At 50.7% G+C, this 18,416-nt stretch carries 17 protein-coding genes and 1 pseudogene; 9 read left to right on the top strand and 9 right to left on the bottom strand.

Annotated features, from left to right (window positions below):
• Positions 1-16: 16 nt before the first annotated feature.
• From BMX82_RS13305 to BMX82_RS13265, 5 genes and pseudogenes are all read right to left on the bottom strand, one after another.
• Entirely contained in the window at positions 17-139 is a 123-nt protein-coding gene (locus BMX82_RS13305; protein WP_143058283.1) for a DUF4062 domain-containing protein, read from the bottom strand.
• A gap of 154 nt (positions 140-293) precedes the next feature.
• Complete coding sequence (locus BMX82_RS00845) at positions 294-1,409, bottom strand: LPO_1073/Vpar_1526 family protein (protein WP_091765257.1); 1,116 nt, start codon at positions 1,407-1,409, stop codon at positions 294-296.
• Complete coding sequence (locus BMX82_RS00840; protein WP_091765255.1) at positions 1,396-1,584, bottom strand: hypothetical protein; 189 nt, start codon at positions 1,582-1,584, stop codon at positions 1,396-1,398. Before BMX82_RS00840 ends, BMX82_RS00845 begins: the two co-directional genes overlap by 14 nt.
• A gap of 17 nt (positions 1,585-1,601) precedes the next feature.
• Positions 1,602-1,817, bottom strand: coding sequence for a hypothetical protein (locus tag BMX82_RS00835; RefSeq protein ID WP_091765253.1), 216 nt, complete (start codon positions 1,815-1,817; stop codon positions 1,602-1,604).
• A 20-nt stretch (positions 1,818-1,837) separates the two neighbouring features.
• Positions 1,838-1,918, bottom strand: a pseudogene (locus BMX82_RS13265) (XRE family transcriptional regulator); the annotation flags it as partial.
• A 383-nt stretch (positions 1,919-2,301) separates the two neighbouring features.
• Here BMX82_RS13265 and BMX82_RS00830 point away from each other — a divergent pair.
• The 6 genes from BMX82_RS00830 to BMX82_RS00805 all read left to right on the top strand — a co-directional run bounded on the left by BMX82_RS00830 (position 2,302) and on the right by BMX82_RS00805 (position 6,942).
• The gene (locus BMX82_RS00830) at positions 2,302-2,652 is read left to right on the top strand and encodes a hypothetical protein (RefSeq protein WP_091765250.1); all 351 of its coding nucleotides are present in this window, start codon (positions 2,302-2,304) and stop codon (positions 2,650-2,652) included.
• 2 nt (positions 2,653-2,654) lie between these two features.
• Positions 2,655-4,475, top strand: a complete 1,821-nt coding sequence (locus BMX82_RS00825; protein WP_091765247.1) for a VapE domain-containing protein — start codon at positions 2,655-2,657, stop codon at positions 4,473-4,475.
• A 111-nt stretch (positions 4,476-4,586) separates the two neighbouring features.
• The gene (locus BMX82_RS00820; RefSeq protein ID WP_143058282.1) at positions 4,587-4,772 is read left to right on the top strand and encodes a DUF4248 domain-containing protein; all 186 of its coding nucleotides are present in this window, start codon (positions 4,587-4,589) and stop codon (positions 4,770-4,772) included.
• A gap of 256 nt (positions 4,773-5,028) precedes the next feature.
• On the top strand, positions 5,029-5,589 hold the full coding sequence (locus BMX82_RS00815) for an HU family DNA-binding protein (RefSeq protein ID WP_051949786.1): 561 nt from the start codon (positions 5,029-5,031) through the stop codon (positions 5,587-5,589).
• Positions 5,590-5,752: 163 nt separating this feature from the next.
• Entirely contained in the window at positions 5,753-6,169 is a 417-nt protein-coding gene (locus BMX82_RS00810; RefSeq protein WP_091766192.1) for an N-acetylmuramoyl-L-alanine amidase, read from the top strand.
• Between the two features lie 89 nt (positions 6,170-6,258).
• A complete protein-coding gene (locus tag BMX82_RS00805) occupies positions 6,259-6,942 on the top strand; it encodes a hypothetical protein (protein WP_143058281.1) in 684 nt (227 codons plus the stop codon).
• Between the two features lie 54 nt (positions 6,943-6,996).
• Here the strand turns inward: BMX82_RS00805 and BMX82_RS00800 are convergent, their stop codons facing one another.
• The 4 genes from BMX82_RS00800 to BMX82_RS00785 all read right to left on the bottom strand — a co-directional run bounded on the left by BMX82_RS00800 (position 6,997) and on the right by BMX82_RS00785 (position 12,434).
• The gene (locus BMX82_RS00800) at positions 6,997-9,132 is read right to left on the bottom strand and encodes a SurA N-terminal domain-containing protein (RefSeq protein ID WP_036912185.1); all 2,136 of its coding nucleotides are present in this window, start codon (positions 9,130-9,132) and stop codon (positions 6,997-6,999) included.
• Positions 9,133-9,223: 91 nt separating this feature from the next.
• Positions 9,224-10,498: a hemolysin family protein gene (locus BMX82_RS00795; RefSeq protein ID WP_036912183.1), complete on the bottom strand. Its 1,275-nt coding sequence runs from the start codon at positions 10,496-10,498 to the stop codon at positions 9,224-9,226.
• Positions 10,499-10,509: 11 nt separating this feature from the next.
• Positions 10,510-11,169, bottom strand: a complete 660-nt coding sequence (gene lptC, locus BMX82_RS00790; RefSeq protein ID WP_081911105.1) for an LPS export ABC transporter periplasmic protein LptC — start codon at positions 11,167-11,169, stop codon at positions 10,510-10,512.
• On the bottom strand, positions 11,142-12,434 hold the full coding sequence (locus tag BMX82_RS00785) for a hypothetical protein (RefSeq protein ID WP_091766189.1): 1,293 nt from the start codon (positions 12,432-12,434) through the stop codon (positions 11,142-11,144). The genes lptC and BMX82_RS00785 overlap by 28 nt, the downstream gene beginning before the upstream one ends.
• Positions 12,435-12,627: 193 nt before the next feature.
• Here BMX82_RS00785 and BMX82_RS00780 point away from each other — a divergent pair, with 193 nt between their 5' ends.
• The 3 genes from BMX82_RS00780 (at position 12,628) to secA (ending at position 18,412) form a co-directional block, all read left to right on the top strand.
• Positions 12,628-13,698, top strand: coding sequence for an Lnb N-terminal periplasmic domain-containing protein (locus BMX82_RS00780; RefSeq protein ID WP_091765241.1), 1,071 nt, complete (start codon positions 12,628-12,630; stop codon positions 13,696-13,698).
• A 26-nt stretch (positions 13,699-13,724) separates the two neighbouring features.
• Positions 13,725-14,960, top strand: coding sequence for an alkaline phosphatase family protein (locus BMX82_RS00775; RefSeq protein WP_091765239.1), 1,236 nt, complete (start codon positions 13,725-13,727; stop codon positions 14,958-14,960).
• Positions 14,961-15,052: 92 nt separating this feature from the next.
• Positions 15,053-18,412 (top strand): preprotein translocase subunit SecA, encoded by a 3,360-nt coding sequence (secA, locus tag BMX82_RS00770; protein WP_036912174.1) that lies wholly within the window; start codon positions 15,053-15,055, stop codon positions 18,410-18,412.
• Positions 18,413-18,416 lie beyond the last annotated feature (4 nt).

Here is an 18,416-nt window from a genome sequence, read left to right as displayed (position 1 = left end):
ATTTTCAATTGAACGATTATATATTTTGCTCCGACATCATCGGGTTATGCCCTAAACCAGATATAATGTCATGCAAGTCTTGCCTGACTTGCGACAAGTCATAGCATGTAGAATTTATAAATATATTAACGTCTGCCATAATTCTTATTTTATAATAAGCACCTCTTTTCGAGTTTCCCACTCGCTCGACTTTGTCGCTTGGCTCGTCCAAGAAGTGTATTATAGTTACCCACTAACTTGTGAGAGTTAACCAGTAACTTGAAATGATTATATGAGCAGTCCCCCTCGATTTATTAATATAAACATGGAACACTAGAATCTTTACCATGTGCATATGCATTGGCGAGAGCAACTCCTACAGGGGTGATAATGAAATGGCACGGTAACTCATTCCACCATTCTTTCACTAATTTGAGGTTTGGATATGTATCCCATATTTCCATTAGTTTGTTCTTCAAAGATATATTGTTTGATTCATCTTTCTTTAAAATGGAGATGGCCTTGCTCATAGTTTCTTTTTGCTGCTCATTCAATTTCATTTTCAATATAATACCATTGCCAAGTTCCTTTGTTATTGTTATATCCTCTAACTTACTTGTTACATTAAGATAAACATAATTTTGCTTTAGAGGATATGGAACAATGCAATTTTGTGGAATTCCGCATTGCATAAAGTCATGTTTGATTTCCGTAAGTTTCTCTGAATTATCCTCCAAGCCAGAAACCAAATAATAGGAAAGCATAGATGGCATATATTCTTCAAGTTTTTTAAAGGTATTGATCCCTTTAGTTCCTAAACGAACAGCAGACAAAAGATCTAAATGCTCCATCCAATTTTCACCTACAGGTAACTTGTTTCCATCCAATATTTTACCATATAAATTATCTAAGACAGACATTCCTATTTTTACATCTAGTGAAACTGGCGAGAATTTTGAAATGACATATACCATTGTTAATCCTATTAATGCTTCGTCCGTTATTTGGTTTACAACTTCTATTGCTTTGCGTATACCTAATCTTCGTTCTCTATTATCTCCTTGTTCCACTCTATGAAGCAGTAGTTCTGAAAGCATCTCGTAATCAGATTCTCTTTCTGACGATGCTGCAGATATTTGAGCCTGCCGCAATGTAAATTGGAAATCAGGATCTGCAAAGATTTTTAGTGTGTTATCATATGCAATCATTTTGGGCATCAGTTTGTCTTCTAATTGATGCACACGATTGTCGGCTATAGCGGTGGCTTCGCTTGTCCAGTTTTGACGAGCAATAGCATATTCTTCCTGACAAATCATTCGGGCGCGTGCCTCATCAATTCCAGTAACAGTCGTATAATAATTATTTATAGTGCCTGCTTGCATTTGGGTAGAATTATCCCCTGCATTTTGAGATTGTTTACTTATTTCCATTGTTTACAATTTGACCAATTTGATTTTGATTTGAATTGTCTCCAGCTTTTTGCTTTTGTCTAATATTGCTGCGTATTCCAATTTTATAACCTGTAACACCACCAAAGATAAAGCCAATAATGGCACTCAACAATGATGTTCCTATACCACTAAATATCCATTCTACTGCTTCCATATCACTTGTATTTTTAGTTATTCTTCATTTAATTCATCACCCATTCGATATTTGATGTCGTAGTTGATGATGAAGTCTAATTCTTCTTCGGTGAAACCGTAATGAGAGGCGAGGAGTTTGTCTATCTCGTCCAATATATCTTTAGATTTTGCAGGACAAAAAGAATCAAATTGTGTTAATATACCATTAGAAACACGTCTATATACAACGCTATTATCTCTATAATCTTTCATTAGTGAATCACATAGTCTTTTAACAGAATCATAAATTGTTTGTTGGTCATTCCCTTCTCTGCAAGTACCACCTTCAGGCGGTTAATTCGTTTGCGTTCCATTCCATAACTATATTTGGCTACAAATTTACACAAAAAATCTCAAAATCATTGCTCGTTAATTAAAAAAGTTGTAATTGCAAGTAAAAAAAATGTGTTTGCATTCAATTAATCTTGCCAATTTGACGATTTTCATACCTGTTTTGTTAGTTCTACGGCCTCATGCATCTTTTTATGGTGTTTCTTGGGGGGATGGAGGGAAAGGCGGGACATGAATTTTTGGGTTTGGACCGTGTTTTAGGGAAAAAAAGCAAAGAATGTTTGCTCATATAGTTCTTTATTACTAATTTTGTAGGCACAATGTAAACAAAAACAACATAGGCAAGGGGACGTGTTGACTAGACTTTCGGCACAAATCTAAGCCAACAAAAACAACAAGAAAAAAAATGGAGAATAACAGAAAAAAGGCCAACACCTTTTTAAAACTCTTCGTGCCGGAATTCAGGAACGAAGCAATGAGAATCGTGAGGGATTGTGATCAGGTTAGCGAGGCTACGAAGTCCACAAATCCTAGAGATTTAATTAAATTAGAGTTTAAATTTAAGCCCGGAATGAAATGGAAAGTGTACCAACATTTTGTTTGGGTCATCGCCAAGGGATATCTATCCGTCAGTCAGCCTGAACTGATTGCTTATCTGGCAGAAAACACCAATCTGGCTTCTAACGAAAACATCAAAACGAGGAAGGACACGATCAAGCGCGCACTCAATAGACGTAAAAATATTTACCATCAATAACTATGTTTAATCATCAATTATCACTACTAAGTCACAGTAAGGACACTTGCCCGCAACGGATGACCATTCAGCAAGTGGCCGAGAACATTAAAAACGGTGAATGGCCGCCGGGCTACCAGCCTGTACTGATGGTACAGGGCGTATATGAAGGTGGCATCCATCAGAAAGACCTCACGTGTTTATCACAGCTCTCAGCAGCCGTGTTCAGTCATTTAGACAACGACAGTATGGCGAAGCTCCGTGAAGAGGCGCGTGACGACCCGCACACTCTGATGCTGTTCACGGTAGCCGACAGTCTCGTTATCCTCTACCCTTACGAACTCGATCAGGGTTACGAACTCCGGCTCCAGTGTCAGTTCTACAGGAAGGCCTTTCTCTACGGCAACGATTACTATGAGCAGCTGTTGGGCGCACAGTCGGTAAAGAAGGGCAAGGATGCCAGCAGGTGTATTCCCCTGGCCCGCGACGGTGACGCCTATTACAACCCTATGGCCGACCCTTTCCTGGTTTGGGAGATCAAGGAAGGCTGCAGGCGGCAGACCAGTCGGGTCAAGAGCCGGGAGGGGCTGAGAGAACGCAAGGAGAACTACAGGGAGATGTATATGAGCTCTGAGGAGATTGAAGAATGGCTGAGTCGCCATATAGAGCTGCGCCATAACCTGATTACACGACGGCGGGAATACCGCTGGCTGGAGGACGGCGCCGTGGAAGGCAGCGGGGCGTGGCTCAACTTCGATGACAAAACGCTCAACACCCTCTATCGGCACATCAGCAAGGTGAAGAATGTGAAGCGCGACGTGATAGACCATCTGGTGGGCTCTGACTTCGTGAAAGACTTCAACCCGTTCCAGGCTTATTTCGACAGTCTGCCGTCGTACGACGGCGATGACTATATCCTCAGCACTGCTGCAGGTGTGAGCATTGAGGGCGACTTCGACGACTGGCGCATCTTCGTGGAGTGTTTCCGTAAGTGGCTCGTCGCGATGGTGGCGTCGTGGCTCAATCCCGAAGTCGTGAACCACATGATACTGGTGTTTATCGGTAAGCAGGGCATCTACAAGACCACTTGGATGAACCATCTGCTGCCTCCCGAACTGCGCAGCTACTTCAGCACCCAGATGGGAATAGGTCGTACCGACAAGGATGCGTTGTTGGCCATGTCGCAATATGGTCTGATATGCTGTGAGGAGCTCGACACCATGAGCAGGCGCGAGATGAACGAGATGAAGCGTGCCATCACGCTCTCGTACATCGACGCACGCCCTGCCTACGGCCGTTACGTAGAGCACCGTCCGCACATCGCATCGTTCTGCGGCACGGGCAACAACGAGAAGTTCCTGAACGACCCTACGGGCACCCGTCGTTGGCTGGCCTTCAAGGTCGAGCACATCGAGTCGCCTATACGTCAGCCCTTCAACTACGAGGGCATCTATGCACAGGCTTACTATCTGTACCGCAACAGATTCCAGTACTGGTTCTCCGACAACGACACCGTGGCCATCGACAAGCGTAACAACCGCTTCAAGGTGGCTAACATCGAGAAGCAGCTGGTATATCGCTACTATCGTCTGCCAAGTGGCGGCGACACCGGTGAGTTTATCGATACCGGCACAGCCCTGCAGCAGATGTCGGGTAACATCGCCCATAAGCTGCACATCGAGGCGCTCGATCAGGCTTTTCTCGAACTGGGATTCCAGAGTGTCGAGTGCGACGGCATGCACGGCTATCTGGCTGTCAGACGCATGCCCGAGGAGATCAACGCCCTGGGGCGTCAGATGGCTCACATGATAAAGACGGATACCGATTCTGCAGAGCCGTTCTGAAAAACAGCCAAACTTTCTCCTGCGTACGTACGTGAACTCAGTCAGTAGCAGAAAAGTTCCTGTACGTACGCGCGGAAAGTTTTTCAAAAAACCTAAATGACACAACAGATTATGAAAGCAATGACTAAAAGTGAACTGGCCTATAAGGCAGGCGTGAGCGTCGACACGCTGAGGGAGTGGCTGAAGCCTCATGCAGAGCAGCTGGAGGCCATGGGACTGAAAGCAAATGCCCGTGTGCTGCCACCAAACGTTGTGATGTTTCTCGCTGAGAAATACTGTATCGACATCGACGATTAACATGGGTTATCTCGACTTATGCGGTTTATCTCGACCTGCGTGGCCTAAAGCCGGAAGCGCCCTCCGAAATGTTGTAACTTTGCCGTTGCAAACAAGGAGAGAGTCGCAACCCGACCGACAGTAAGGCGCCGACTGAGTGAGGGTTTCATTACGACTAAGTGGTAGTTTCATTACGACAATCCCATAGTTTCATTACGACAATCTCTGAGTCACTGCACTCAAGTTTCTAAGTTTTTTAATTCTAAATTCAAAAATCATGGCAGTAAAGAATCCTCAGTTCGGAATCAACCTCAGAAAGAACGAAAACCCGCTGAACGCCGCTTACGGCAAGTACTATCCTAAACCTCAGGAGAAGGAGACCATCTCGCTCGACGGTCTGACCCGTCACATGGCAGAGCACAACAGCATCTACGGTGCCGACGTGATCGAGGGCGTGCTCAAGAAGATGTCGGGATGCATCGTCGAGCTCCTGTCGCAGGGCAACCCCGTGAAGATTGACGGGCTCGGCACGTTCATGCCTACCATCGAGGCAGAAAAGAACGGCATCAGCAGGGAGGAGCTGTTGGCAGGCAAATGGAACGCTTCGGTTTACATCAAGGGCGTCCATATCCGATTTATCCCCGAGGGCACTGGCGAGGCTAATATCACGTCACGCGTGTTCAAGAGCAAGTGTGCCCTTGCGACCTATGGTGTGGAGGAGAAGATCGACCTCACACCCAGTGAGACGAATCCGAAGAACAAGAAGTATGGTAAGAAGGTAACGCCGCTGGCTGACTGGATTCTCCAGCAGCAGTCAGCCACCTCTTCCGGAGAGTAGTGTTTCAAGGGACCTACCCTGCAAAAAAGAAGAATGTTTAATTTAAGAATTTCAGCTTTATGATTAAATTGAAGAAAACGCAGATCGGGAAGATCCTGAAGTTCATCGGATCGATGATTGCCCTGGTGATAACAACCTTCTTTGCACAGTCGTGCATCAAATGATGAGAACCATCACTCTGATTGTGATTCACTGTTCGGCAGTGAGACCCGACCAGACTTCTTCGGCCGCTCAGATCGACACATGGCACCGCCAGCGGGGTTTCCACCTCGGCATCGGCTACCACTACGTGGTCCGTCGTAACGGACAGATTGAGACCGGTCGTCCGGAATACATGGTGGGCGCGCACTGCCAGAACCACAACAGCCACTCCATCGGCGTGTGCTACGAGGGCGGGCTCGACGCCCGAGGTCAACCCGCCGACACCCGCACGGAGGAGCAGAAAGTAGCGCTGCGCAGGTTGCTTAAAGACCTGCGCGGGCGCTACCCCCGGGCGCTCATCGTGGGTCATCACGACCTGAACCCGCACAAGGCCTGTCCGTGTATCGAGAATGTAGTTGGTGAATATCTCAACTGTTAAAGAATCATAATTCATACTCAGGGCATGCAGTATTCAGCAGGGCTGAGAGGTTATAAAGATAGTAGTAAACCCCTAAAACTTAACAGAATATGAGAAAAATTATGATGATCCTGAAAACGTGCCGACGCTTATGGCAGGCACTTCCGATGATTGTTGGTTTGACGCTCTTCGTTGGTTGTTCAAGCGACGACGACCCTGAGTGGTCTAATGCAGAGAACGGTTATATCCACGCTTACGGCATTGACGAGGACGTGGCTGTGAACCTGGTACCTACAAATCAGTTGCCCGCCTGGTTGATCGAACACATCAATAAGAAACTGGAAGTCCGCCCTGTAAACGATTGGGATAAGGTCTACAAGGGCACTCTGAATGACAAGACCGTCTATTACATCTATGACATGTTAAGTTCATGCATGAACTGTGAATTCTATTATGAGGACGGAAGTACGGTACCCGAAAGGGAACTCTATAATGTCAGAAACTGGACCTGCGTCTATTCTGTTACACCATACGTTGAAGGTCTCACTGGTACGCTGCACTACATACCACAGTCTCCCTATGTACAGACGGCTCAGGATGCCCGCGACCACTATATCGAGATTGACAGTGCACGCTACTATATCTGGGGAATCCACAACAGTAATAAACTGAAGAAGTTCGACGGGAAAACGGTAACGTTCGGCGGTTTCAATTATGGCGACATCACCAGCGATGTGACCGACGCGCCCCCAGGCGTGACCTGTTACGGCTTTGAAGCAACGTACATCCGATAACAAAAAAAAGCCCCACCGATTCGGCGGGGCTTTTTTATTTGATTATTCTGATTATTAGAAGAACAGATAGCGGTTGTCTACCACGCCTGCCTTCTGATACAGTTCCTGAATGAATACGCGGGCAGCCTGAGTAGCCTGCATCTGCAGCTGAGCTTCAACCTGCTTAGCGTCGAACTTCACACCCTCACGGTTGCTCTTCTTCAGCACCTTGAACAGGTATGCACCACCGTTACCCTTGACAACGGCCTTGCTGAAGTCGCCAGCCTTAACAGCTGAGACAGCACCTGCCAGAGCGGGCTCGCTGGCACCTGTAGACTGTACGAATACAGGAGCACCGAAAGTGATCTGGTTGACAGAGTCGATCTTAGCACCCTTGGCCTGAGCAGCGGCGATGTCCTTCACACCTTCCAGCTTAGCCTTGATCTGCTCGAACTTCTTGTCGCGGAGAACCTCGCTCTTCAGCATGTCCTTCACGCCGTCGAGTGAACGGTAGCCTACGGGGTTAACCTTTGTCAGGGCTACTACCAGCAGGTGGTCGTTGTTGCCGCACTCGTAGAGAGGACTAACCTCACCCTCCTTGGCAGCGAAGATCCACTTCATGGTCTCGCGGGTGGCGCGCAGGCCAGCCACGTTGTGCTCTGAGTTGTAGAGGTCCTTGCGGGGAGAAACGGTGAAACCGAACTTAGCGGCGTTCTTCTCCATATCCTCGATGGTCTTGTTCTCGCTTACGAACTGGCTGAACTTGTTGTAAGCCTCAGAATATGTAGACTTAGAGAAATCGATGGTGTGCTTGATAACGGCTACGTCGTACTTGTCGACCATGGCCTTACGAGCGGTTACCTGAAGGATGATGTTGCCCTGAGCGAACTCAAGGTTCTTCAGCTCGCCGGCACCGAGGCTGTTGATGGCGTTGAGGTAGTTCTTCGACTCCTCGTCCATGGTGGTAGAGTTCTCATACATAGCTGAGGTGAGCCACTGCTTCTGAGCGGTCTGACCGTACTTCTGGGCAAGAGCCTCGAAGTCGGCACCGGCCTTCAGCGCGTTGTAGATGCTATCAGCGGTCTTCTTAGCAGCCTCTACGGTAGCGCCGCCAACCTGGATCTGACGATACTCGATTGAGTCGGGCATCTGAGTCTTAGAGATGAGCTTCACTACGTTGAGGGTGTTGTCGAACTTGGTCTCGAAAGGAGCTGTGGTCTGACCTACGGCCATAGAGTCGAGCTTAGCGGCGATATCAGAGGGATAAGCGCGCTTGGTAGCTGCGATACCAGTGTAGGGGAACTGTGACTGAGCCTTGCGAACAACCTCAGAAGGTGTAGCACCGCTCTGCAGCTTGTTGCTGGCGTCGTTCATGGTCTTCTCCAGAGCCTTGCGGTCGGCTGCAGAAGCAACTACCTGGAAGTCTACGTACTTGATGTCGCGGGTCTCTACCTCCTGCTTGAACATCTCCTTCTTCTCGTCGTACTTTGCCTTGAGGTCGCTATCGTCGATCTTCACGTCGTTGTCGTTGATTGAGCTGTAGGCAATAGAAGCCAGCTGAATGTCGCTCTCCTGGTTCTGACCCTCGAAAGCCATCTTGGCTGAGATGGGGTTAGAGATAAGACAGTTGGCCATCAGAGCCTGATACTTCTGAGCCAGGGTCTGCTGACGGATCTGCTTCTCGATGAACTGCCAGTACTTGTAGATGCTCTGGTAAGACTCGGCTACCTGAGGATTGGTTGATGCCTTCTTGTAGTCGTCGAGGAACTTGGTGAGCATGGTCACGTCGAAGCGACCGGTCTGCTGGTTCACGAAAGGAGTCTGCAACAACATGGGGTTGGTGCCCTCCTTGAGCATGTTCTGAAGCTCCTGGTCGGTCACGGTCAGACCGAGCTTCTCAGCCTCGTTCTGGATGATCTGCTCGTTGATGTAAGAACTCCATACCTCATCCTTGATGCTGTTGAGCTCTTCCTCCGTGAAGTTGTCACGGTTCTGAGTGATCTTCAGAACGTCCTGATACTCGTCGACGAGAGCCTGGAACTCCTGAACATTGATTTTGTTACCTAACACTTCGCCAATCTGCTGACGCTGCTGGTTCTTGGTTGCTTCGCAAGAACGGAAAGCTTCTTCAGCAATGAAGGCGAACAGGCCGAGGCCTATGATACAAACGAGGGCTACCCCTCTTTTGCGGATTTTTCCTAATGCTGCCATTTTATTTTTTAATTTTAAGTTTATTCATAAAAACGGGTGCAAAATTAAGCTTTTTCTTTGAATTAGCCAAAATTTCCTTGAATTATTTTCGCTATCCGACAACGTTTAAATGCACCAATTCGATCTTAGTGGCTGTATTCTTTACAATTTTAAATTCATAACACCCTACCCTGACGATTTCGTTGAGCTTGGGGAACGACTGATATTCATGCAGTATCAGTCCGCTGACGGTCATATATTCGTCGCTCTCGGGCAGGTCGAGGTCGAACATCTCGTTCACCTTCTCGATCTCAAGACGGGCCGACAGGATATACTCATGCTCGCCCAGCTGCTTGGCCACGAGGTTGGTGTTATCGTGTTCGTCTTCTATCTCGCCCGTGATCTCTTCCATGATGTCCTCGAGCGACACCAGGCCGCTGGTACCGCCGAACTCGTCGATGACCACGGCCAGCGAGCGCTTCTGCTGCATGAGCTGCTGCATGAGCTTCGAGGCCTGCATGGTCTCGGGCACAAACGATATCTCTCTGATGAGCTGTGACTCGACAATCGTCAGCTGGTAGTTATGGATGCGGAACATGTCGGACGAATGGACGTAGCCGATCACGTGGTCGATGTCTTCGTGATAGACCAGAATCTTACTGTGGCCGCTCTCGATGAACACCTGCATCAGCTGTTCGATGGTAGACGTATCTTCTACGGCGTCGATCTCAGTACGCGGCACCATACAGTCACGTATTTTCGTCTCCGAGAACTCCAGCGCGTTCTGGAAGATTCTCACCTCCTCGCCGATATCGTCTTCATTGTCGGCATTGTCGATGCTGGCCTGCACCAGATAGTCGAGGTCGACCTTCGTGAACTCCCTTTCCTCAGCGCCTTTCTTCATCCTGATGCCTACCAGGCGCAGCAGGCCCTTCGACAGGAATGTGGCGAAACGCGAGATGGGATAAAGCACGACATAGCAGATCCATGCCGGAACGGCAAAGAAAGTCAATAAAGTGTTAGGATTATTTTTGAAGATAGTCTTCGGCAGGAACTCGCCCGTGAAGAGTACCACGAGGGTCGACAGCAGCGTGTCGGCCGTCACTCGGACGCCATCGCTGAACGGCGCGAAGAGCGTGGCATCAAAGATGCGGGCAAACAGGATGCCGTAGATGACGAGCGAGATGTTATTGCCTACCAGCATGGTAGACACGAAATTGTTGGGATGCTGGTAGAACTTAGCGATAGCCTTCTGAGAGAGACCGTTCTTCTCGCGGTCCATCTCAGCACGCAGGCGGTTGCTCGCCACAAAGGCTATCTCCATGCCTGAGAAAAAGGCGGAGAAGAGCATTGAAACCAGCAGCCAGATAATTATCTCATAATCCATATCTCACAGGGTTAGTAGGCTGTTCGGGCGTGTTTCGTGGTCTGAGGACGCAATATGGGCTCCGTCTTCGCGGTGTCGGCGGGTGCCTTCTGGCCGTCCTTGGTCTCTTCGCCCGTCATGTCAGACCGCTCGAACGAACCCTTCGAGTTGCTGACGGTATAGTGGGTCATCTGCTCGTTGCTCAGGAAGTAGGTGCCCTCCATCGAGCGTTCGGGTGTGGTGACCTTAGAGTACACGTTGGAATAGAGTTCATGGCGCATGCCATCCCAGAAGAGTTCTTCGCTCTCGTAGAGCAGGCCGTTGTTGTTGCGTATGCGAACCCTGCCGCGCAGGTGCCAGAGCTTCTTCTTGTCGTAATACCACGCAGAGTCGGCCTGAATATAGGCCTCGACGTGCAGCTTCTCATCGAACTGCTCGAAGAACACGCCTTTGTCGAAGGTCCAGCAAGAAGGGTTCTTGACGTCGTTCACGTCCCAGCGTTCGGTCACGATCTTGTATTTGATGACGCCCGAATCGCTGATCAGCGTGTTGACGCCATAAGACGTCATCACGGAGACGGAGTCACGGTCGTGGATGGCAGGGGCAGTATGCTCCGTTGCCTTGTTGCACGACCATAACATCGCAGCGAAAGCGACTGTCGCGACTAGTTTACCTTCCACTTTGCAAACCATCTCTCGTTGAATGTGAAGCCGATATTGATGCGGAAGGTATTCTCCTTGATCAGATTGTCGGCAGAGCGGTTAACCCACTGGAAGCCGATGTTCAGCACCGAGGCACTGTGGACAGAACGGTTAGCATAGTATCCGTTGAAGATGGGGATACCGAAACCAAGGCTGGCACTATACTCCTTAGGGCCTTCCTGACCGCTAATATAATAATAAGGTGTAGCATAGCCCACACCGAAACGGTAATGCACGCGACTGAGGAACTGACGGCTTGCAGGACGTGGCGTCCACTCGGCACCGAGGTTCATGCGGTAACTGTCTTTCAGCATGTCGGAACGAAGGGTGTAGCTGGTTCCGTCGTAATGAGGGAAGTCTACACTACCCCACTTCTGCATGGTTAAATCGGCGCCTGCACGGAAGTTGTTGGCGTGGCTGTAGGCCAGACCGATACCATAGGCGTCGGGCAGCGTCAGACCGTCGGTAAGGCTGACGGTGGTGGTATCCGACTTGCCGATAGTGGTGTTTCTGTTGATGAGCAGGCACTCGGGATCTGACTTCAGGCTGTGACCTGGCGACCATGTGAGACCTACGGTCACGAAGTCGTTCTTGCCCAGCTTCTGCTGGTACTGCATACCGAAGTCGAGCTTGTAGCTGCTGATGTCGGCGGTGTACTGCTTAGACAGCGTGTTGATGGCCGACGAGCTGGCGGTGGTGATGCTGCGGTTGTACTCGCCCCAGAGATACGACAGGTTGAAACCGACAGACAGGGGCTTGAAGATTCTCCAGCCGGCACCGATATAGAGCTGGTGAAGACCGCCGGAGCCTTCATAGTTGCTCGCCACACGGGTCTGCATCTCAGTCAGTGTGGTGGATGAAGAATACTTATAACCGATATTAGAATATGGCATGACACCGAACGACACGCCCACGTTCTTCATGAGGCGGAACATACCGACGGCATAGTCGAAGCCACCGCTCTTGGCATTGAGGCTGACACCGTTCTCCTTCATATTCGTGGTCTGACCGGAAAGACCGGCATCGAAGATCATTGTCAGCGAGTCGACGGCGCTATACGATGCGGGGTTCATGGGGTTCACCTCATTTCCCTTGCGCATGGCCAGGCCGACGCCGTTCATACCTTTATTGAAACCTACGCTTTGATCGGTCAAGTCGCCCAAGCCGAACTGGCTGTAGGGTGAATTCGTGTTACTCTGAGCAATAGCCGTTGTCGTGATGGTTGCCAAAACGAGGCCGGCGAGAATTTTATTCATATTTTGTACTTTATTTCTATAGAAAAACATTTCAGCGTGCAAAATTATCGAAAAAAATCGAGAAAAACGCTTTTTACTGAAAAATATAGAGTAATTTTGCATCGTGAAACATTTAAAAAAGAAATTTAAGAGGTTCTTAGCTGCATCTTTCCTGCTGACAGCATGCAGCGTAAGCCCTACTTTTGCGCAAGACATGGACTCCGTCGAGGTGAGCCTGATTACCTGTTCGCCTCACGAAGAGATATATAGTCTGTATGGTCACTCTGCCATCCGCTGGCACGACGGCGACCAGGATCTGGTGTTCAACTGGGGTATGTTCAGCTTCAGCAAGCCTTACTTCGCCCTGAGGTTCGTGTTCGGACTGACCGACTATGAGTTGGCGGCCTACCCCTTCGACGTGTTCTGGCCCTACTATCAGCAATGGGGCAGCAGCGTGACCGAACAGGTGCTGAACCTGACGGCCGACGAGAAGCGACTGTTACAGGAGGCCCTGGCGAAGAACCTGGAGCCCGGGAACCGTGTCTACCGCTATAACTTCTTCTACAACAACTGCTCTACCAAGCCCCGAGACGTGATTGAGAGTTGCGTGAAGGGACAGGTGGTGTATGAGGCGCGTGAAGACTACAATCCGACCTTCAGGGATATGGTGCGCGAGTGTAACCGCAACCACCTGTGGTCGAAGTGCGGCAACGACATGCTGCTGGGACTGAAGGCCGACTTCAAGACCAGTCGCACGGAGCAGGAGTTCCTGCCGATGAACCTGATGCACGACTTTGCAAGGGCAAGGATATATGCCAATGGCGAATACCGTCCGCTGGTGAAGGAGCAGCGCCTGATCGTTGCACCGGGTGTGCAGCGGATAGAGCCCGACTTCATCTTGTCGCCCACGGAAGTGGCGCTGCTGCTCTTGCTGCTGTCGATAGGCATCGCCCTCTATGAGTGGAAGCGCAAGAAGACCATGAAATGGTGGGACGTGACGCTCATGACCATACAGTCGCTGGCGGGTATCGTGCTGACGGTGATGATCTTCTCGCAGCATCCTACGACATCCGTCAATCTGAACATCCTGCTGTTCAACCCGCTGCCGCTGGTGTTTATCCCCGCTATCATCAAGGGGAAACGACGCAAGTGGGGATGGGTGCTGCTCACGATGCTCATGCTGTTTGCCATCGCAGGGGTGTTCCAGAGCTATGCCGAGGGTATCTCAATTGTGGCATTATGTTTGCTGATAAGAGCGATAGTAAACCTGAAGATAAAAGAGTAAAAAGGTAAAACAGTAAAAGACAAACGGTGAGGAATCGTTATCTCTATATCACACTTCTGTCGATTCTGGCATGGCATGCCGAGGCACAGGGACAGGCAGGAACCAAACAGGTTCCAAGGCTTGTCGTGAATGTCACCGTCGACCAGCTGAGAAGCGACCTGCTCGACCTCTACGCGCCTGCGTTCTCGTCGAGGGAGGGGCTGCAGAAGCTGTTGGCCGAAGGACTGGTGTTCGAGAATGCCCGCTATCCGTTTGCAGATGTTGACAGGGCTTCTGCCATTTCGTCAGTAGTCACTGGTACCACGCCGTTCTATCACACCATTACGGGTAGTCAGTGGATAGACCGTCAGTCGCTGCGCCCTGTATCGCCGACACCAGGCGACATGGCGGCTTCGACCATCGGCGACGAGCTGAAACGCGCCACCCAGGGACAGGGAAAGGTGTTTGCCGTGGCTCCTACCAAGGAGGTGGCGATGCTGGCGGCAGGGCATACTGCCGACGGAACGGTATGGAACGACACGCCGAAGAAAGGCTGGACGGCAGCCGACATTACCGACCGGGCGCTGAGATGCATGGCAGACCATGCGCTGGGACAAGACTCGATTGCCGACCTGCTGCTGCTGACCTACGACGCCAGCGGCAATGACCGACAGACCTACATACAGCTGGACCAGGAGATTGCACGTCTGTTGCAGCAGACAGAGGCACAGGTGGGTAAAGACCAGGCGCTATTCCTGATAACCAGTACGGGATATACCGAGGAGAAACGTGCCGACCTGGAGCGCTTCAACATACCGGCAGGTACATTCTACATCAACCGCACAGCCAACCTGCTGAACATGTATTTCGGAGGTCTGTGGGGACAGGGCAAGTATGTTGAAGCACACTTCAAGAATCAGTTGTATATCAACAGGCAACTGATAGATAATAAGCGTCTTACGACAAACGAAGTATTGCAGCGAGCCAAGGAGTTCCTGCTGCAGATGTCGGGCGTGAAAGCTGTTGAGAACCACCTCTATGAAGCACATACGGGCGACCTCGTCATTGAGCTGAATCCCGGTTGGCAGATTGAGAATGAAGACACCCACGAGCAGTCGCCCGTGAAGACCCAATTGGCTTATTTTCCCATTATCATATATGGTTCGGGCATCATGTCTGAAACCATTAAAACACCCGTTTCCATCGAACGGATAGCCCCCTCTATTGCCAAGGCCATCCGTATCAGGGCACCCAACGCGTGCAAATCAGAGCCATTGTTCTGAACAATATCCGACAAATATTTGGTGTTTCGGCCAATTATTTGTATCTTTGCACCCGTTTTATAAACATTAATAGGAAAAAAATATATTAAGATATGAATTTTAACAAGATTCTGAAGTCGCTGTTCGGTGATAAGTCCACCCGCGACATGAAACTCATTCAACCCCTTGTGGAGAAGGTGAAGGCCGTGTCTCCACAGATCGAGAGTCTGGACAACGATGCGCTCCGTGAGCGTACCAAGGTATTACAGAAGCAGGTACAGGACTCTGCCAACGAGCAGAAGGCACGTATCGCCGAACTGAAGGCAACGATCGAGAACACGCCGATTGACGAGCGTGCCGACATCTTCGCCCAGATCGACAAGATCGAGAAGGAAGTGCTCGAGATCTACGAGGACGCCCTCAACGAGGTGATGCCTGAGGTGTTTGCCATCGTCAAGGAGACGGCACGCCGCTTTGCACAGAACGAGGAGACGGTGGTTACCGCTACCGACTTCGACCGCGAGCTGGCCGCTGACCCACGTAAGGACTTCATCACCATCGATGGCGACAAGGCCATCTACCACAACCACTGGACTGCCGGTGGCAACGACCTGAAGTGGGAAATGATTCACTACGACGTACAGCTGTTCGGTGGCGTGGTTCTGCATCAGGGTAAGATTGCCGAGATGGCAACGGGTGAAGGTAAGACCCTCGTGGCTACCCTGCCCGTCTTCCTGAACGCACTGACCGGCAACGGCGTACACGTGGTAACCGTGAACGACTATCTGGCTAAGCGTGACTCTGAGTGGATGGGACCGCTCTACATGTTCCATGGACTGAGCGTTGACTGTATCGACAAGCACCAGCCTAACTCTGAGGAGCGTCGTAAGGCCTATCAGGCTGATATCACCTTCGGTACGAACAATGAGTTCGGTTTCGACTACCTGCGTGACAACATGGCCATCTCGCCTGCCGACCTGGTACAGCGCGCACATAACTACGCCATCGTCGACGAGGTTGACTCGGTATTGATCGACGATGCCCGTACACCGCTGATTATCTCTGGTCCTATCCCCAAGGGCGACGACCAGATGTTCGAGGAGTATCAGCCGCTGGTAGAGAAGCTGGTGGGTGTGCAGCGCCAGTTGGCCACCCAGTATCTGGCCGATGCCAAGGCACTGATCACCGAGGGTAACAAGCTGGTAGAGGCTGGCAACAAGAAGGATGGTCAGGAGAAGCTCGACGCCGGTTTCCTGTCGCTCTACCGTTCTCACAAGGCTATGCCGAAGAACAAGCCGCTGATCAAGTTCCTCTCTGAAGAGGGTATCAAGGCAGGCATGCAGAACACAGAGAATATCTACATGGAGAACAACAACCGTCGTATGCCTGAGTGCGTGGAGCCCCTTTACTTCGTGGTTGACGAGAAACTGAACTCTTGCGACCTGACCGATAAGGGTACGGCATGGCTGGCTAACGAGGTGAAAGATAACGAGCTGTTCGTGCTGCCCGACATCACATCGGAGATGTCAGCACTCGAGGCAGAGACTGGTCTGACAGACCAGGAGCGTCTCGACAAGAAAGACGAGCTGCTGAACCACTACGCCGTACAGAGTGAGCGCGTACATACCCTGCAGCAGTTGCTGAAGGCTTACTGTATGTTCAACAAGGACGACGAGTATGTGGTTATCGACGGCGAGGTGAAGATCGTGGATGAGCAGACCGGCCGTATCATGGAAGGTCGCCGCTGGAGCGACGGACTGCACCAGGCTGTAGAGGCCAAGGAGCACGTGAAGGTAGAGGCTGCCACACAGACATTCGCCACCATCACCCTGCAGAACTACTTCCGTATGTATCACAAGCTGGCAGGTATGACCGGTACCGCTTCGACCGAGGCTGGTGAGTTCTGGGATATCTACAAGCTCGACGTGGTGGAGATTCCTACCAACCGTCCTGTGATCCGTAACGACCAGGATGACCGTGTCTATAAGACTGCACGTGAGAAATACAACGCCGTGATCGAGGAGATCGAGAAGATGCGTAACGCAGGACGTCCTACCCTCGTCGGTACAACGTCGGTCGAGATCTCTGAGTTGCTGTCGAAGATGCTGTCGATGCGAAAGATTCCTCATCAGGTGCTGAACGCTAAGCTGCACCAGAAGGAGGCCGACATCGTGGCTCTGGCAGGTCAGTCGACCAACGGACTGGGTGCCGTGACCATCGCTACCAACATGGCAGGTCGTGGTACCGATATCAAGCTGTCGCCCGAGGTAAAGGCTGCAGGCGGTCTGGCCATCATCGGTACAGAGCGTCATGAGAGCCGCCGTGTAGACCGTCAGCTGCGTGGTCGTGCCGGTCGTCAGGGTGACCCGGGTTCTTCAGTGTTCTATGTATCTCTGGAAGATAAGCTGATGCGTCTGTTCGCCTCTGAGCGTATCGCCTCTGTGATGGACCGTCTGGGCTTCAAGGAGGGTGAGATGATTGAGAGCCCCATGATCTCGAGAAGCATCGAGCGTGCGCAGAAGAAGGTTGAGGAGAACAACTTCGGTATCCGTAAGCGCCTGATCGAGTACGACGATGTGATGAACAAGCAGCGTACCGTGATCTACGAGAAGCGCCGTCACGCCCTGATGGGTGAGCGTATCGGTATGGATATCGCCAACATCATCTGGGACCGCGTGGTGAACATCATCGAGAACAACGACTACGAGGGCTGCAAGGAAGAGTTCCTGCACGTACTGTCGATGGAGGTGCCTTTCACAAGCGAGGAGTTCATCAACCAGCAGCGTGAGGTGCTGACAGAGAATGCCTTCCAGGCAGCTATCGGCAACTTCAACCGTAAGACCGAGCGCATTCAGAACGTGGCTCTGCCCGTTATCAAGAATGTATATGAGAACCAGGGCCAGATGTATGAGCGCATCATGGTGCCCATCACCGACGGCCGTAAGATGTACAACATCCCCTGTAACCTGAAGGAGGCCTACGAGAGCGAGGCCAAGAGCGTGGTGAAGGAGTTTGAGAAGGCAATCCTGCTGCATATCATCGACGATTCATGGAAGGAGAACCTGCGCCAGCTCGACGAGCTGAAGCACTCTGTACAGAACGCCTCGTACGAGCAGAAGGATCCGCTTCTGATCTTCAAACTCGAGAGCGCCAAGGTTTGGGACGATATGATCAACGAGATGTATAACCGCATCTGCTCTATCCTGACTCGCGGACAGATTCCTGAGCTGCAGCAGCAGGTACAGGAGGCCGCTCCTGAACAGCGCACACAGCGCCAGCAGTACACAGAGTCGAAACAGCAGGTAGGCGAAGAGCAGTTGACTGATCCTAATCAGAGAGCAGCCGCACAGCACGACACCCGTGCCCAGCAGCACGCTCCCATCGTGAAGGATAAGCTGCCCGGACGTAACGATCCATGTCCCTGCGGTTCTGGTAAGAAGTTCAAGAACTGTCACGGAAAGGGTATTGTCTAATCCC

The organism is Prevotella sp. khp7, from assembly GCF_900109055.1.
In the GTDB taxonomy this organism is placed as follows: Bacteria; Bacteroidota; Bacteroidia; order Bacteroidales; family Bacteroidaceae; genus Prevotella.
This window is presented reverse-complemented; position numbering and strand designations above follow the sequence as displayed.

What these genes read in the sequence shown, in the direction of transcription:
- BMX82_RS13305 (WP_143058283.1), bottom strand. Translation starts at nt 139, where the DNA reads ATGGCAGACGTTAATATATTTATAAATTCTACATGCTATGACTTGTCG.
- BMX82_RS00845 (WP_091765257.1), bottom strand. Translation starts at nt 1,409, where the DNA reads ATGGAAATAAGTAAACAATCTCAAAATGCAGGGGATAATTCTACCCAA.
- BMX82_RS00840 (WP_091765255.1), bottom strand. Translation starts at nt 1,584, where the DNA reads ATGGAAGCAGTAGAATGGATATTTAGTGGTATAGGAACATCATTGTTG.
- BMX82_RS00835 (WP_091765253.1), bottom strand. Translation starts at nt 1,817, where the DNA reads ATGAAAGATTATAGAGATAATAGCGTTGTATATAGACGTGTTTCTAAT.
- BMX82_RS00830 (WP_091765250.1), top strand. Translation starts at nt 2,302, where the DNA reads ATGGAGAATAACAGAAAAAAGGCCAACACCTTTTTAAAACTCTTCGTG.
- BMX82_RS00825 (WP_091765247.1), top strand. Translation starts at nt 2,655, where the DNA reads ATGTTTAATCATCAATTATCACTACTAAGTCACAGTAAGGACACTTGC.
- BMX82_RS00820 (WP_143058282.1), top strand. Translation starts at nt 4,587, where the DNA reads ATGAAAGCAATGACTAAAAGTGAACTGGCCTATAAGGCAGGCGTGAGC.
- BMX82_RS00815 (WP_051949786.1), top strand. Translation starts at nt 5,029, where the DNA reads ATGGCAGTAAAGAATCCTCAGTTCGGAATCAACCTCAGAAAGAACGAA.
- BMX82_RS00810 (WP_091766192.1), top strand. Translation starts at nt 5,753, where the DNA reads ATGAGAACCATCACTCTGATTGTGATTCACTGTTCGGCAGTGAGACCC.
- BMX82_RS00805 (WP_143058281.1), top strand. Translation starts at nt 6,259, where the DNA reads ATGAGAAAAATTATGATGATCCTGAAAACGTGCCGACGCTTATGGCAG.
- BMX82_RS00800 (WP_036912185.1), bottom strand. Translation starts at nt 9,132, where the DNA reads ATGGCAGCATTAGGAAAAATCCGCAAAAGAGGGGTAGCCCTCGTTTGT.
- BMX82_RS00795 (WP_036912183.1), bottom strand. Translation starts at nt 10,498, where the DNA reads ATGGATTATGAGATAATTATCTGGCTGCTGGTTTCAATGCTCTTCTCC.
- lptC (WP_081911105.1), bottom strand. Translation starts at nt 11,169, where the DNA reads ATGGTTTGCAAAGTGGAAGGTAAACTAGTCGCGACAGTCGCTTTCGCT.
- BMX82_RS00785 (WP_091766189.1), bottom strand. Translation starts at nt 12,434, where the DNA reads ATGAATAAAATTCTCGCCGGCCTCGTTTTGGCAACCATCACGACAACG.
- BMX82_RS00780 (WP_091765241.1), top strand. Translation starts at nt 12,628, where the DNA reads ATGGACTCCGTCGAGGTGAGCCTGATTACCTGTTCGCCTCACGAAGAG.
- secA (WP_036912174.1), top strand. Translation starts at nt 15,053, where the DNA reads ATGAATTTTAACAAGATTCTGAAGTCGCTGTTCGGTGATAAGTCCACC.